The 14,288-nt window shown below is 67.8% G+C and carries 13 protein-coding genes; 10 read left to right on the top strand and 3 right to left on the bottom strand.

Annotated elements, in window-relative coordinates:
* Nucleotides 1-5: 5 nt before the first annotated feature.
* A complete protein-coding gene (locus tag AC07Q9_RS03810) occupies nt 6-1,649 on the bottom strand; it encodes an inorganic phosphate transporter (RefSeq protein WP_492677457.1) in 1,644 nt (547 codons plus the stop codon).
* A gap of 157 nt (nt 1,650-1,806) precedes the next feature.
* Here AC07Q9_RS03810 and ppk2 point away from each other — a divergent pair, with 157 nt between their 5' ends.
* The 3 genes from ppk2 to AC07Q9_RS03795 all read left to right on the top strand — a co-directional run bounded on the left by ppk2 (nt 1,807) and on the right by AC07Q9_RS03795 (nt 5,379).
* Entirely contained in the window at nt 1,807-2,733 is a 927-nt protein-coding gene (gene ppk2, locus AC07Q9_RS03805) for a polyphosphate kinase 2 (RefSeq protein ID WP_174250231.1), read from the top strand.
* Nucleotides 2,734-2,782: 49 nt separating this feature from the next.
* Nucleotides 2,783-3,817, top strand: a complete 1,035-nt coding sequence (locus AC07Q9_RS03800) for an extracellular catalytic domain type 1 short-chain-length polyhydroxyalkanoate depolymerase (RefSeq protein WP_495307482.1) — start codon at nt 2,783-2,785, stop codon at nt 3,815-3,817.
* A gap of 71 nt (nt 3,818-3,888) precedes the next feature.
* A complete protein-coding gene (locus AC07Q9_RS03795; RefSeq protein WP_495307480.1) occupies nt 3,889-5,379 on the top strand; it encodes an MFS transporter in 1,491 nt (496 codons plus the stop codon).
* On the opposite strand, the gene AC07Q9_RS03790 is transcribed toward AC07Q9_RS03795, so the two are convergent.
* Nucleotides 5,328-5,768: a hypothetical protein gene (locus AC07Q9_RS03790; RefSeq protein WP_495307478.1), complete on the bottom strand. Its 441-nt coding sequence runs from the start codon at nt 5,766-5,768 to the stop codon at nt 5,328-5,330. The two genes, AC07Q9_RS03795 and AC07Q9_RS03790, sit on opposite strands and share 52 nt — an antisense overlap.
* Nucleotides 5,740-6,366 carry a nucleotidyltransferase domain-containing protein gene (locus AC07Q9_RS03785; protein WP_495307476.1) on the bottom strand — a complete coding sequence of 209 codons (627 nt, stop codon included), beginning with the start codon at nt 6,364-6,366 and terminating at the stop codon, nt 5,740-5,742. Before AC07Q9_RS03785 ends, AC07Q9_RS03790 begins: the two co-directional genes overlap by 29 nt.
* A 50-nt stretch (nt 6,367-6,416) precedes the next feature.
* Here AC07Q9_RS03785 and AC07Q9_RS03780 point away from each other — a divergent pair, with 50 nt between their 5' ends.
* From AC07Q9_RS03780 to AC07Q9_RS03750, 7 genes are all read left to right on the top strand, one after another.
* A complete protein-coding gene (locus AC07Q9_RS03780; protein ID WP_495307474.1) occupies nt 6,417-6,740 on the top strand; it encodes a nucleotide pyrophosphohydrolase in 324 nt (107 codons plus the stop codon).
* A 117-nt stretch (nt 6,741-6,857) separates the two neighbouring features.
* Nucleotides 6,858-8,126, top strand: coding sequence for an urea ABC transporter substrate-binding protein (gene urtA, locus AC07Q9_RS03775; protein WP_013543023.1), 1,269 nt, complete (start codon nt 6,858-6,860; stop codon nt 8,124-8,126).
* 184 nt (nt 8,127-8,310) lie between these two features.
* Complete coding sequence (gene urtB / locus AC07Q9_RS03770; protein WP_495307472.1) at nt 8,311-9,858, top strand: urea ABC transporter permease subunit UrtB; 1,548 nt, start codon at nt 8,311-8,313, stop codon at nt 9,856-9,858.
* A complete protein-coding gene (gene urtC, locus AC07Q9_RS03765) occupies nt 9,855-11,078 on the top strand; it encodes an urea ABC transporter permease subunit UrtC (RefSeq protein ID WP_495307470.1) in 1,224 nt (407 codons plus the stop codon). The genes urtB and urtC overlap by 4 nt, the downstream gene beginning before the upstream one ends.
* Complete coding sequence (gene urtD, locus AC07Q9_RS03760; RefSeq protein ID WP_495307468.1) at nt 11,075-11,953, top strand: urea ABC transporter ATP-binding protein UrtD; 879 nt, start codon at nt 11,075-11,077, stop codon at nt 11,951-11,953. Before urtC ends, urtD begins: the two co-directional genes overlap by 4 nt.
* 263 nt (nt 11,954-12,216) lie before the next feature.
* The gene (urtE, locus tag AC07Q9_RS03755; protein WP_062472198.1) at nt 12,217-12,909 is read left to right on the top strand and encodes an urea ABC transporter ATP-binding subunit UrtE; all 693 of its coding nucleotides are present in this window, start codon (nt 12,217-12,219) and stop codon (nt 12,907-12,909) included.
* 109 nt (nt 12,910-13,018) lie between these two features.
* Nucleotides 13,019-14,275 (top strand): MFS transporter, encoded by a 1,257-nt coding sequence (locus AC07Q9_RS03750; RefSeq protein WP_095744119.1) that lies wholly within the window; start codon nt 13,019-13,021, stop codon nt 14,273-14,275.
* The last annotated feature ends 13 nt before the right edge of the window (nt 14,276-14,288 follow it).

Here is a 14,288-nt window from a genome sequence, read left to right as displayed (position 1 = left end):
TGTGATCAGAAAAGACGGGTGAACAGCCAGTACAGCGAGCCCGACAGCGCCATGGCCACCGGCAGCGTCAGCACCCAGGCCAGCGCGAGGTTGCGCAGCGTGGACATCTGCAGGCCCGAGCCGCTGGCCGTCATGGTGCCGGCCACGCCCGACGACAGCACGTGCGTGGTCGACACAGGCAGGCCGTACATGTCGGCCGCGCCGATGGTGCACATCGCCACCAGCTCGGCCGAGGCGCCCTGCGCGTAGCTCAGGTGCGTCTTGCCGATCTTCTCGCCCACGGTGACCACGATGCGCTTCCAGCCGATCATGGTGCCCAGGCCCAATGCGATGGCCACCGCGATCTTGACCCACAGCGGAATGAAGCGCGTGGCGCTGTCCAGCTCCTGGCGGAACGTGTTGACGCGCAGCTTCGTCTCGTCGTCGAAAGCCGCGGCCCCGCTCTTGTCGAGGTGGCGGATCGCCTCCGAGGCCAGGTACATGTCGTTGCGCACGTTGGCCACCGCCTCGGCCGGCACCGCGGCCAGCGAGCCGTGCTGGCGCACCTGCTGGCCGATGCTGCCGGCCGTGACGGCCAGCGCCGGCACCACGCGGTCGTTGAACTCGCGGGTGCGCACGTAGGTGGAGAGCGTGTCGCGCGCGGCGGCGGGCTCCAGCGCGGGCAGGGTGGCGGGTGCCTTGCGGTTCAGCGCGTTCTGCGCCATCTCGGCCACGGCCACGAACTTCACGGTTTCGTTCGCGGGCATCGCGCGGTTCAGCGCGTAGGCCATCGGCACCGTGCCCACCAGGATCAGCATGATCAGGCCCATGCCCTTCTGGCCGTCGTTCGAGCCGTGCGCGAACGACACGCCAGTGCAGGTGAGGATGAGCAGGCCGCGAATCCACCACGGCGGCGGCGTGCTGCCCTTGGGCTCTTCGTACAGTGCGCGGTTCTTCACGAAGGCGCGCAGCACCAGCAGCAGCAGGGCGGCGCAGCCGAAGCCCACCATCGGCGACAGCAACAGCGAATAGCCCACCTTGGTGGCCTGCGCCCAGTCGACCCCGCTCGTGCCGTCGCGCCCGTGCATCAGCGCATTGGCCACGCCCACGCCGATGATCGAGCCGATCAGCGTGTGCGACGACGACGCCGGCAGGCCCAGCCACCAGGTGCCCAGGTTCCAGATGATCGCGGCGATCAAGAGCGCGAACACCATCGCGAAGCCCGCGCCCGAACCCACCTGAAGAATCAGCTCCACCGGCAGCAGCGCGATGATGCCGAAGGCCACCGCACCGCTGGACACCAGCACGCCCAGGAAATTGAAGAAGCCCGACCACACGACCGCGAAGTTGGGCGGCAGCGAGTGCGTGTAGATCACCGTGGCCACGGCATTGGCCGTGTCATGGAAGCCGTTGACGAACTCGAAGCCCAGCGCGATCAGCAGCGCCACGCCCAGCAGGATGTAAGGCACCCAGGTCGTCACCGGCGCGCCCGAGGCCGTGACGTCGCCCACCAGGCTCCAGGCCGTGAACAACAGGCCCGCGGCCAGCAGGCCCACGAAGGTGATCAGCGTGATCGCGCCGGGCTTGGCGTCGAGCTGGGGCCGGTGCGCCGCGCTGGGCGCGGCCGGCATCTCCGGTGCCTGCGAGGGCGGGGCGGCGAGCGTGTTCATGGACGGTTTTTGGGCTGTTGTAGTGCCCCGGATGGTGTTCGCGCCATGTGACAACGGCGTGTCGGCTGACAGGAACCCGCCGCAAAACCGTCACGCCGCCGTCATGCGGCGGGTGCAGCATGCTTTTTGTCTACCCGCCACTCTTTCCCCTTTCATCATGCTGACGAGCGCACTTCCCGACCACGAAGACCTGATGCAACGCATCGCCCGCGACCTGATCGACAGCTACGACGAAGAGCTCGAACTGGAGATCGAAGACCGCAACCTCGACGGGCTCGACCCCGGCTCGGCCGCGTCTTCCGTGTCCGACAAGGCGGCGCGCCAGGCCTACTTCAAGGAACTCTTTCGCCTGCAGGGCGAGCTGGTCAAGCTGCAGGACTGGGTTCAGCACAGCAAGCAGAAGGTGGTCATTCTTTTCGAAGGCCGCGACGCAGCGGGCAAGGGCGGTGTCATCAAGCGCATCACCCAGCGCCTGAACCCGCGCGTGGCCCGCGTGGCCGCGCTGCCCGCGCCCAACGACCGCGAACGCACGCAGTGGTACTTCCAGCGCTACGTGGCGCACCTGCCGGCCGCCGGCGAGATGGTGTTGTTCGACCGCAGCTGGTACAACCGCGCCGGCGTCGAGCGCGTGATGGGCTTTTGCAGCGACGACGAGTACGAGGAGTTCTTCCGCACCGTGCCCGAGTTCGAGAAGATGCTCGTGCGCTCGGGCATCAAGGTCATCAAGTACTGGTTCTCCATCACCGACGACGAGCAGCACATGCGCTTCCTGGGCCGCATCCACGACCCGCTCAAGCAGTGGAAGCTCAGCCCCATGGACCTCGAGAGCCGTCGCCGCTGGGAGGAATACACCAAGGCGAAGGAGATCATGCTGGAGCGCACCCACATCCCCGAGGCCCCGTGGTGGGTGGTGCAGGCCGTCGACAAGAAGAAGGCGCGCCTGAACTGCATCAGCCACCTGCTGGGCCAGCTGCCCTACCAGGAAGTGGCGCACGCGCCGGTCGAGCTGCCGGCGCGCGAACGGCATGACGACTACCTGCGCCAGCCCGTGCCCGCCACCATGATCGTGCCGGAAATCTACTGAAGGCTCCGCGGCCGTTTGGCCGCCCGGCGCTTTGCCTGCACACTGCGCCATGGCCCGTCGCTCCACCGCTTCCTTCTTCGCCCGCGCTTACGAGCGCAACCTGAAGGCGCTCACCAAGCTCACGCTGAGCAACGGCAAGCGCGTGGCCGGCCGGGTGCGGCGCGCGACCGCCGAGCGGCTCAAGCCACCGCCCGGCAAGGGCGACTGGCTCAGCGGCATGGCGCTCGGCCCCGGCGGTGCACGCGGCTTTCACCTGTTCCGTCCGGCCGGCCTGGAACTGCAGCCCGGCGAGAAGCTGCCGCTCATCGTCATGCTGCACGGCTGCGGCCAGACCGGGCGCGACTTCGCGGCCAGCACGCGCATGAACGCGCTCGCGGTGCGCCAGCGTTTTCTCGTGCTCTACCCCGAGCAGGACCGCATCGCCCATCCGCAGGGCTGCTGGAACTGGTACGAGCGCCGCTCCGGCAAGGCCGACGCCGAGGCCGCCACGCTGATGGCCGCCGTCGACCAGGCCTGCATGCTGTACCCCGCCGACCGCGACCGCGTGGCCGTGGCCGGCTTGTCGGCGGGCGCGAGCATGGCGGCGCTGCTGGCCACGCGCTACCCGAACCGCTTTCGCGCCGTGGTCATGCACTCGGGCGTGGCGCCCGGCGCCGCGAAGTCGCCGGCCACCGCGCTCGGTGCGATGCGCGGCGAGCACGTGCCGCCGATGCCCGTCACCGCGGTCGGCAAGGCCATGGGCGCCGCGGCCGTCTTCGCCACGCTGCCGCCGATGCTGGTGCTGCACGGCGACGCCGACACCGTGGTGGCGCCGAGCAACGCCGTGAGCAGTGCGGCCGTCTGGGCCACCGCCCTGGGCGCGCGCCCCGGCACGCCGCGCGACCTGCAGCGCGGCAAGCGCCACGCCATGCGCGTGACCGACTTCAAGCGCAAGGGCGTCACGCTGGTCACGCTGTGCGAGATCGCGGGGCTCGGCCACTCGTGGAGCGGCGGGGCGCGCGGGCAGCTGTTCAGCGACCCGATCGGGCCTGATGCGACGCGCATGACGTGGGCCTTTGCGTCCGCGCAGTTCGACAAGCGCTGAGCGCCCGCGCCTTGCGCGCATGACCTTGGAGGTCATTGCCGCGATGCCCGCCGGTGCCGACAGTGGGGGCCATGACCTCGTCGAATCCTGCCGTTCCTGCCCCATCGATCACGTCCGCCACACCGGGCCCGCTGGGCCTGTGGGTCATGCTCAGCGGCACCTTCCTGGTGGTGCTCGATTTCTTCATCGTCAACGTCGCGCTGCCGTCCATGCAGCACGACCTGCAGGCCAGCGCGGGCACGCTGCAGCTGGTGGTCGCGGGCTACGGCCTGGCCACCGCCGCGGGCCTGGTCACGGGCGGCCGTCTGGGCGACCTGTTCGGCCGGCGCCGCATGTTCATGCTCGGCCTGCTGCTGTTCACGCTCGCCTCGGCCGCCTGCGGCGTGGCGCCGAATGCCGAGTTGCTCGTGGCCGCGCGCGTGCTGCAGGGCCTGGCCGGCGCGCTGCTGCAGCCGCAGGTGCTCGCGATGATCGGCCTCGCCTACACGGGCGAAGACCGGGCACGGGCCTTCGCAGCCTACGGACTCACGCTGGGCCTGGGCGCCACGCTGGGGCAGCTGGTGGGCGGCGTGCTGATCCATGCCGACCTTGCGGGGCTCGGCTGGCGCAGCTGCTTTCTCATCAACGTGCCCATCGGCCTGCTGGCGCTGGTGCTCGCGCCGCGCGTGGTGCCGCCTTTGATGCAGGGCGGTGGCAGCAGCCGGCTCGACCTGGCGGGTGTTGCATTGGTTGCGGCCGGTTCGGTGGCCGTGGTGCTGCCGCTGGTCGAAGGGCGCCAGCAGGGCTGGCCGCTGTGGAGCTGGCTGTGCCTGGCCGCCGCCGTGCCGCTGTGCGGCTTCTTCGCGAGGCAGCAGCGCCGCCTCGCGGCACGCGGCGGTGCGCCGCTGGTGGCGCCGGTGCTGCTCGCCAACCGCCGCTTCGTGACCGGGCTGCTCACCACGCTGGCCTTCTATGCGGGAAACGCCTCGTTCTACTTCGTGCTCGCGCTGTACCTGCAGGAGGGGATGGGGCTGGGCGCGCTCCACTCGGGCATCGTTTTCACGGCGCTGGCCGTGGGCTTCTTCGCGACCTCGATGGCCGGCGCCCGCATCGCCCGTCGCTTCGGCGGCAAGCCACCCATCGCACTCGGCGCCCTCGTGCTCGCGGCGGGGCATGCGCTGCAGTGCGCCAACGTGGCCGGCTGGCCGGGGCACGCGCATGTCGTGGCGTGGATGGTGCCGCTGCTGTTCGTGCAGGGCGCGGGGCTCGGCATGGTGATGGCGCCCCTGGTGTCCACCGTGCTCGCCGGCCTGCCACCGCAGCACGCGGGTGTGGCGTCGGGCGTGCTGTCGATGGTGCAGCAGGCGAGCAATGCGCTGGGGGTGGCGTTGGTCGGGATCTTGTTCTATGGGCAGTTGGGGAACGGCGCCGACGCTGCAGGCTATGCGAGCGCGCTCGGCGTCGCGCTGCTCTACCTGATGGGCACGGCCTTGCTGGTGGCCGTGTTGCATCGCACAGGCGTGCGACAGCGTCAGGTGGTGGCAGGCGGGGGCAAGTCGGACAGCGCCGAGGCCACGCGCTGACAGGCGACGATGAGGTCGCGAACGATGCGTTCGTCGATGTTCATGTCGCCTTCGTATTCACCGAGATTGCGAATCTCGTGCCCCTTGGCCAGCACGCGCCAGACTTCCGGCCCCAATGCCAGGGTGTGCGGCAGCACCTGGAAGACGATGAAGCGGTTGCCCGATCGATAGCCATGCCATCGCAGTGCAGCGAGGCACAAGGCGTGTGCCGCGTTGTAGGCCAGATCGAAGCGGCTTTCCAGCGAGAGCTGGGTGATCTGCGCATCGGCCAGGCGAGCCAGTCCGGAGCGAAGCAGGCCCGCGAATTCGCGCGCATCGGGTGCTTCGGCCGTCAGCGGTTTCGACGGGCCGCACAGGTTGTCAAGCGGGGAGGGCATGCGCGTCGCCAATCACCCAGAGCTTGGGCTGTGCCATGACGCGGGTGGCGAAAGCTTCGCCGTCCTTGAGTTTTCGCATCAGTTCTTTCCTCGTGAACAGGGTCGGGTTCACTGTACGGCCGAGGCGCGCCGAGACGGCGTCGAGGGCGAGAAAGAGGTCCGAATAGGCAAGTTCTTCACTGATCAGCAGCAGGTCGATGTCGCTGGCGGCGGTGTCGCTCTTCTTGGCCACCGAGCCGAAGACGAAGGCCGCTTCGATCTTGTCGGCCACGGGCGCCAGTGCATCGCGCAGCGGGCCCGCGAGCCCGAAGGTCTTGCGCACGATGCTGCACAGCTCCTCGAAGATCGGTGCGTTCGCGTTCGCGCGGTAGTGTTTCTGGTTGCCGACACGCGACGTCGTGAGCAGCCCGCTGTCGGTCAGCTGCTGGAGTTCTCGCTGCACCGCGCCCGAGCCCGCGCCGGTAAGCTTGATCAATTCACTGGAAAAGAAGCTCCGGTCCGGCTGCCCGAAGAGACACCCCAGCACACGCTGCTGCGTGGTCGTGAACAGGGCGTCCGCCAGGCTGGCGGACTTCTCGACAACCGGTGCCGGTGATTTCAATTTACCCATTTTGGGTATGTTAATGCCCAAAATGGGTTTTTCCAACCCCAAGGAATGCCATGGCCGATGACCTCCAATCGCTGACCCAGGCCTTGCGCGACTTCGCACAAGCCCGCGACTGGGAGCAATTTCACTCCCCCAAGAACCTCGCCGCCGCGCTGTCGGTCGAAGCGGCCGAGCTGCTCGAACATTTCCAGTGGCTCACCGAGGCGCAAAGCCGGGCGCTGCCCGCGGATAAGCGCGCCGAGATCGGCACCGAGATCGCGGACGTCCTGCTCTACCTGCTGCAGCTGGCCGACAAGCTCGGCATCGATCCGGTCGAGGCGGCGAAGCACAAGATGCTCGCCAACGCCGTGAAGTACCCGGCCCCGCCACCCGCCTGAGTACCTCCGTGTACGCCACCCGGCGTATTTCCCCTTTGTGGTGCGTTCCGCAGACTCCTCTCCATCGCCAGCCCCGCGCTGTCGACAAGGTTCAACCCACCCGGAGCAGGAGTCCACATGCAACGTCGTTTCACACTCAAGGCGCTCACCGCCGCCGTCGCGCTGGCCAGCATTTCTGCTGCACCCGCATTTGCCGCCGACACCATCAAGGTCGGCGTGCTGCACTCGCTGTCGGGCACGATGGCCATCTCGGAAACCGTGTTGAAAGACACGGTGCTGATGGCCATCGACGACATCAACAAGAAGGGCGGCGTGCTGGGCAAGCAGCTCGAGCCCGTGGTGGTCGACCCGGCCTCCAACTGGCCGCTGTTCGCTGAAAAGACCAAGCAGCTGCTCGGCCAGGACAAGGTCTCGGTGATCTTCGGCTGCTGGACCTCGGTGTCGCGCAAGTCGGTGCTGCCGGTGGTCGAGGAAATGAACGGCCTCTTGTTCTACCCCGTGCAGTACGAGGGTGAAGAGCTTTCGAAGAACGTGTTCTACACGGGCGCCGCGCCCAACCAGCAGGCCATTCCGGCCGTCGACTACCTGATGAGCAAGGAAGGCGGCGGCGCCAAGCGCTGGGTGCTGCTGGGCACCGACTACGTCTACCCGCGCACCACCAACAAGATCCTGCGCGCCTACCTCAAGAGCAAGGGCGTGGCCGACAAGGACATCGACGAGAAGTACACCCCCTTCGGCCACAGCGACTACCAGACCATCGTCGCCGACATCAAGAAGTTCTCGGCTGGCGGCAAGACGGCGGTGGTGTCGACCATCAACGGCGACTCCAACGTGCCCTTCTACAAGGAACTGGGCAACGCGGGCCTGAAGGCCAAGGACGTGCCGGTGGTGGCCTTCTCCGTGGGCGAAGAAGAACTGCGTGGCGTGGACACCAAGCCGCTCGTGGGCCACCTTGCGGCATGGAACTACTTCATGTCGATCAAGAACCCGACCAACACCGCGTTCATCAAGCAGTGGAGCGACTACGCCAAGGCCAAGAACATCGCCGGCCACAAGGACAAGCCGCTCACCAACGACCCGATGGAAGCCACCTGGATCGGCATCCACATGTGGAAGCAGGCGGTCGAGAAGGCCAAGTCGACCGACACCGACAAGGTGATCGCTGCCATGGCCGGCCAGACCTTCACGGCACCGTCGGGCATCGTCTCGAAGATGGACGAGAAGAACCATCACCTGCATAAGAGCGTGTTCATCGGCGAGATCAAGGCCGACGGGCAGTTCAGCGTGGTGTGGAAGACGCCAGGTCCGGTGAAGGCCAAGCCGTGGAGCCCGTACATCGAAGGCAACGACAAGAAGCCGGATTACCCGGCTGGCAAGTCGATGTAAGTGTGTTTCTCCCTCCCCCGCTGGGGGAGGGCAGGGGTGGGGGCAAGCGGCGGTCGATCAGGTCGAAGCGCCTGAATGAGCGCCGCGTGCCCCCATCCCAACCTTCCCCCGGAAGGGGAAGGGGCCAACCCCAACTTCCAGTTTCATGATGCTTCGACGAACCCTTCACTGCGCCTTCGCCGCCATGCTCCTCGCAGCATCGGCCGCCCATGCGCTGACCGCCGACGAAGCCCGGGCCATCGCCTCCGGCGAATCCGAAGCCCGCATCGCCGCGCTCAACAAGGCCGTCCTCACCGCGGACGACAAGACCGCCGCGTTCATCCAGGCGATGTCCGACGACGCCGTGAAGTACACCGAAGACAAGGTCTTCGTGATGAAGGACGACAAGGGTTTTGACCCGGTCACCGGGACTGAGCTGAAAGTGCCCGACACCGCCGAAGACGTCGTCAACAACAACCTCATGCGCGGCGCACTCGATGCCGCGCAGGCCGCACTCAAGCTCACGAGCACCGACGACGCGGTGCGCGCCGAAGCCGCGCAAGCGCTCTTCAAGGAGCCCGACGAGTCGCGCATCCCCATGGTCGAGAAGGCGCTCGCCGCCGAGACCAACCCGAAGATCAAGGCGCAGCTTGAACTGGTGCGCGCCGCCAGCATGCTCACCAGCGCCGACAAGGCCAAGCGCCTTGCTGCTGCCAAGGAACTGGGCAACAACCGCAGCCCCGACACCAAGCTGCTGCTCAACCAGCGCCTGGCCGACGAGACCGAGGCCGACGTGAAGGCGGCCATCACCGCATCGATCGCCAACATCGACGGCGCGCTGGTCTGGGGCGACCGCATCAACGCCGTGTTCAGCGGCATCAGCCTGGGCTCGGTGCTGCTGCTGGCCGCGCTGGGCCTGGCCATCACCTACGGCCTGATGGGCGTCATCAACATGGCGCACGGCGAGCTGATGATGATCGGCGCCTACGCCACCTACGTGATGCAGGGCATCTTCCAGAAGTACATGCCCGAGGCGGCGTTCGGTTGGTACCTGGTGGCCGCCATTCCCGTGTCCTTCCTCGCCTCGGCGCTCGTGGGCGCGGTGCTCGAACGTGGCGTGATCCGCTTCCTCTACGGCCGGCCGCTCGAGACGCTGCTGGCCACCTGGGGCATCAGCCTGATGCTGCAGCAGCTCGTGCGATCGCTCTTCGGCGCGCAGAACGTCGGCGTGGAAAACCCCGGCTGGATGAGCGGCGGCTTCACCATGCTCAGCAACGTCACGCTGCCGTGGAACCGCATCTGCATCATCGTCTTCGCGGCGCTCGTGCTGCTGGCGATGGGCTGGCTCATCGGCCGCACGCGCCTGGGCCTGTTCGTGCGCGGCGTCACGCAGAACCGCCCGATCGCCTCGTGCATGGGCGTGAACACCGCACGCATCGACACCTACGCCTTCGCGCTCGGCTCGGGCATCGCGGGCCTGGCGGGCTGCGCGCTGAGCCAGATCGGCAACGTCGGCCCCGACCTCGGCCAAAGCTACATCGTCGACAGCTTCATGGTGGTCGTGATGGGCGGCGTCGGCCAGCTCGCGGGCACCGTGTATGCGGCGCTGGGGCTGGGCATTCTCAACAAGTTCATCGAAGGCTGGGCGGGCGCGGTGCTCGCGAAGATCGCGGTGCTTGTCTTCATCATCATCTTCATTCAAAAGAGACCTCAGGGCATCTTCGCCATGAAGGGCCGGAGCGCAGAAGCATGAGCAAGGTCGTACTTCCCACCAAGGGGCCGCTGCTGAGCGGCAAGGGCTGGACGGCCTTCTTCGTCGCGCTCATCGTCGTGTGCGCCGTGGCGCCCGTGCTCAACATGTGGGTGCCGGCCGACAGCCCGCTGCACATGAGCGACTACGCCGTGGCACTCGTCGGCAAGATCATGTGCTACGCCATCTGCGCGCTGGCCATGGACCTGATCTGGGGCTACACCGGCATCCTGTCGCTGGGCCACGGCCTGTTTTTCGCGCTGGGCGGCTACATGATGGGCATGTACCTCATGCGCCAGATCGGCCGCGACGGCAACTACAAGAGCGACCTGCCCGACTTCATGGTGTTCCTCGACTGGAAGGAGCTGCCCTGGCACTGGACCTTCAGCGGCAGCTTCGGCATGACGCTGCTGCTCATCGTGGCGGTGCCCGGCCTCATCGCCTTCGTGTTCGGCTTCTTCGCCTTCCGCTCGCGCATCAAGGGCGTGTACTTCTCGATCATCACGCAGGCCATGACCTTCGCGGCCATGCTGCTGTTCTTCCGCAACGAGACGGGCTTCGGCGGCAACAACGGCTTCACCGACTTCAAGCGCATCCTGAACATCCCGATCGCCACGCAGGAGATGCGCATGACGCTCTTCGCGCTCACCGGCCTCACGCTGCTGGGCTTCTTTCTCTTCGCCAAGTGGCTCATCGGCAGCAAGTTCGGCCGCGTGCTGCAGGCCATCCGCGATGCCGAAACGCGCGTGATGTTCTCGGGCTACAACCCGCTGCCCTACAAGCTCACGATCTGGGTCATCTCGGCCGTCATGTGCGGCGTGGCCGGTGCGCTGTATGTGCCGCAGGTCGGCATCATCAACCCGGGCGAGATGAGCGCGGCCAACTCCATCGAGATCGCGGTGTGGGCCGCGGTGGGCGGGCGCGCCACGCTGATCGGGCCGATCATCGGCGCCTTCATCGTCAACGGCGCCAAGAGCTGGCTCACCGTGGCGTACCCCGAGTACTGGCTGTACTTCCTGGGTGCCTTGTTCATTGCTGTCACGCTGTTCCTGCCGAACGGCATCGTGGGGTTGGTGCGCCAGTGGTTGTCGCGCGAGAAGATGGAGAAGGCTGCGGCGCCGGCCGCGAAGGAAGCGCGGCGCGAGCCCGCCGCCTCGCATACCGAGCCCGAAGCGACCGTGCAGGCGCCCCTGGTCGCCGATGTGAAGGGAGCCCGCGCATGACGCCCGACCTGATGGAAGCCGACGCCGAGCGCGCCGCACGCGCAGCCGGTCTGCACGCGGCCACGGGCCAGACCGAATCGGGCGGCCGCACCGCCGACTTCGGTCGCCATGTCACGCCGGGCGAGGTCGATATCACTCACGGCCGCATCCTGTACCTCGAAGACGTGAGCGTGAGCTTCGACGGCTTCAAGGCCATCAACAAGCTCTCGCTCGACATCGCGCCGGGCGAGCTGCGCTGCATCATCGGCCCCAACGGCGCGGGCAAGACGACGATGATGGACATCATCACCGGCAAGACCCGGCCCGACTCGGGCACCGTGTTCTTCGGCAGCACCATCGACCTCTTACGCCACCGCGAGGCCGATATCGCGCAGCTGGGCATCGGCCGCAAGTTCCAGAAGCCGACGGTGTTCGAGCACCTCACCGTGTTCGAGAACCTCGAGCTCGCACTGAAGACCGACAAGGGTGTGCGCGCCTCGATGCTGTTCAGGCTCGACTCGGCCCAGAGCGACCGCCTGGCCGAGGTGCTGGAGACCATCCACTTGGCCGACAGCGTCTCGCGCCTGGCCGGTAACCTGAGCCACGGCCAGAAGCAGTGGCTCGAAATCGGCATGCTGCTGATGCAGGACCCGAAGCTGCTGTTGCTCGACGAGCCCGTGGCCGGCATGACCGACGAGGAAACCGCGCGCACGGCCGAGCTGTTCCTCACGCTCAAGGGCAAGCATTCGCTGATGGTGGTGGAGCACGACATGAGCTTCATCCGCACCATCTCCGAGATCGTGACCGTGCTGTGCGATGGCTCCGTGCTCGCCCAAGGCACGCTCGACGAAGTGCAGGCCGACGAACGCGTGATCGAGGTCTACCTTGGTCGGTGAACTTGTCGCCGTGGCCAGAGCCGCCGGCATCAACGCCACGACCAGCGCCCGGTGTGCGGTGCGGCGTGGGCGGCCCCTCTGTGCCGCCGAGGAGCGCAGCGTTTCGCGGATCAGGGCTCGCAGCTGTTTGAGCGCAGCGAGTTCTGCGAGACCCCGCGAAACGCGAGCACCGCAGGGCAGCCCGAAGGGCCGGCACAGTGGGGCCGACCGCGCCGTGCCGCGCACCGGGTGCCCCCGATAAAGACCAAGGAAGGCATCCCACCATGCTGACAGTCAAGAACATCCACCAGTACTACGGCGGCTCCCACATCCTCAGAGACGTGAGCTTCGAGGCCACACTCGGCAAGGTCACGGTCCTGCTCGGCCGCAACGGCGTCGGCAAGACCACGCTGCTCAAGTCGCTGATGGGCCTCGTGCCCATCAAGAGCGGCAGCATCGAGCTCGAAGGCAAGCCGATCCACAAGGCCACGCCGTACGACAGGGCCAGGGCCGGCATCGGCTTCGTGCCGCAGGGCCGCGAGATCTTCGCGCGGCTCACGGTCGAGGAGAACCTGCGCATGGGCCTGGCCTACAAGAGCGGCGGCACGCCCATTCCTGCGGAGCTGTTCGAGCTGTTCCCCGTGCTCAAGCAGATGATCAACCGAAGAGGCGGCGACCTCTCCGGCGGGCAGCAGCAGCAGCTGGCCATCGCCCGCGCCCTCGCGCCCAAGCCCAAGCTGCTGATCCTCGACGAGCCCACCGAGGGCATCCAGCCCAGCATCATCAAGGACATCGGCCGCGTCATCCGCATGCTCGCCGACCGCGGCGACATGGCCATCGTGCTGTGCGAGCAGTACTACGACTTCGCGCAGGAGCTGGCCGACGACTACCTCGTGATGGAGCGCGGCGAAGTCATTGCGCGCGGCCTGGGCAAGGACATGGAAGCGCAGGGCGTGCGGCAGCTGGTCGCGATCTGAATTGCAAGACGGTACCGACGCGCCGCATGAGAGCATCTTCACAATTTAAGGGTTTACCCTAGAATCGGGCCTTGCCCGCGTCCGCCGGGCACCCCCCAGGAGCCCGGCCTTGAACGCCTCACCGTCCGCCCGCGAAGGCGCGGAAACCACCGCCATTGCACCGTCCGTCTCGTCCGCCCAGTTCCTGCGCGCGGTGCTCGCGCTCGGCGTCGGCGGCTTTGCCATCGGCACCGGCGAGTTCGTCATCATGGGCCTGCTGCCCGAGGTCGCGAAGGACATCGCCGTCACCATCCCGCAGGCCGGCCACGTCATCAGCGCCTACGCGCTGGGCGTGGTCATCGGCGCGCCCGTGCTCGCGGTGCTGGCCGCCGGCTGGGGCCGCCGCGCGCTGCTGATCGCGCTGATGGCCGTGTTCGCGGCCGGCAACTTCGCCAGCGCGATGGCGCCCGGCTACTTGTCGCTCAACCTGCTGCGCTTTGCCACCGGCCTGCCGCACGGCACCTACTTCGGCGTGGCCGCGCTCGTGGCCGCCACGCTCGCGCCGCCGGGGCGCCGCGCACGCGCCGTCGGCCTCGTGATGCTGGGGCTCACCGGCGCCACGCTGGTCGGCGTGCCCATCGCGGCGTGGCTGGGCCAGCTGTTCGGCTGGCGCGCGGCCTTCGTGTTCGTGGGGGTCATCGCGCTCGTCGCCGTGGTGCTGTTGCGCCGCGACGTGCCCGATATCGCACCCGCCGCCGGCGCCAGCCCCTGGCGCGAACTCGGCGCGCTCAAGCGCAAGCAGGTGTGGTTCACGCTGGGCATCGGCGCCATCGGCTTCGGCGGCATGTTCGCCGTGTTCAGCTACATCAAGCCCACGCTGATCGAGGTGGCCGGCCTGCCGCTGGGCGGCGTGCCCTTCGTGCTTGCGCTGTTCGGCCTGGGCATGGTCACGGGCAACCTCGTGGGCTCGCGGCTGGCCGACAAGTCGCTCATGCGCACCATCGGCGGCGTGCTCGTCTACGCGGCGCTGGTGCTCGCCAGCTTCACCTTCGCCGCGCACCACGTCGTGACGGCGGCCTTCACCGTGTTCCTGATCGGCACCACCGTCGCCATCGGCCCGGCCCTGCAGATCCGCCTGATGGACGTGGCCGGCGACGCCCAAACGCTCGCCGCCGCGCTCAACCACTCGGCCTTCAACATGGCCAACGCCCTCGGCGCATGGCTCGGCGGCGTGGCCATTGCGGCCGGCCTGGGCTGGACCTCGACCGGCTGGGTCGGCGCGCTGCTGGCGCTGGCGGGCGTGGGGATCTTTGCCTGGGCCGTGGCGAGCGCGCGTGCGGATGCGCGGCGGCCGGTGGCGGTGGTTTGCGAAGGGTCGGCGGGCTGAGACGCCGTTCTGC

The sequence above is a fragment of the Variovorax sp. GW821-FHT09A10 genome (assembly GCF_059418385.1).
This window is presented reverse-complemented; position numbering and strand designations above follow the sequence as displayed.

What these genes read in the sequence shown, in the direction of transcription:
- AC07Q9_RS03785 (WP_495307476.1), bottom strand. Translation starts at nt 6,366, where the DNA reads ATGGGTAAATTGAAATCACCGGCACCGGTTGTCGAGAAGTCCGCCAGC.
- ppk2 (WP_174250231.1), top strand. Translation starts at nt 1,807, where the DNA reads ATGCTGACGAGCGCACTTCCCGACCACGAAGACCTGATGCAACGCATC.
- AC07Q9_RS03800 (WP_495307482.1), top strand. Translation starts at nt 2,783, where the DNA reads ATGGCCCGTCGCTCCACCGCTTCCTTCTTCGCCCGCGCTTACGAGCGC.
- urtB (WP_495307472.1), top strand. Translation starts at nt 8,311, where the DNA reads ATGCTCCTCGCAGCATCGGCCGCCCATGCGCTGACCGCCGACGAAGCC.
- AC07Q9_RS03795 (WP_495307480.1), top strand. Translation starts at nt 3,889, where the DNA reads ATGACCTCGTCGAATCCTGCCGTTCCTGCCCCATCGATCACGTCCGCC.
- AC07Q9_RS03780 (WP_495307474.1), top strand. Translation starts at nt 6,417, where the DNA reads ATGGCCGATGACCTCCAATCGCTGACCCAGGCCTTGCGCGACTTCGCA.
- AC07Q9_RS03810 (WP_492677457.1), bottom strand. Translation starts at nt 1,649, where the DNA reads ATGAACACGCTCGCCGCCCCGCCCTCGCAGGCACCGGAGATGCCGGCC.
- urtC (WP_495307470.1), top strand. Translation starts at nt 9,855, where the DNA reads ATGAGCAAGGTCGTACTTCCCACCAAGGGGCCGCTGCTGAGCGGCAAG.
- urtD (WP_495307468.1), top strand. Translation starts at nt 11,075, where the DNA reads ATGACGCCCGACCTGATGGAAGCCGACGCCGAGCGCGCCGCACGCGCA.
- urtA (WP_013543023.1), top strand. Translation starts at nt 6,858, where the DNA reads ATGCAACGTCGTTTCACACTCAAGGCGCTCACCGCCGCCGTCGCGCTG.
- urtE (WP_062472198.1), top strand. Translation starts at nt 12,217, where the DNA reads ATGCTGACAGTCAAGAACATCCACCAGTACTACGGCGGCTCCCACATC.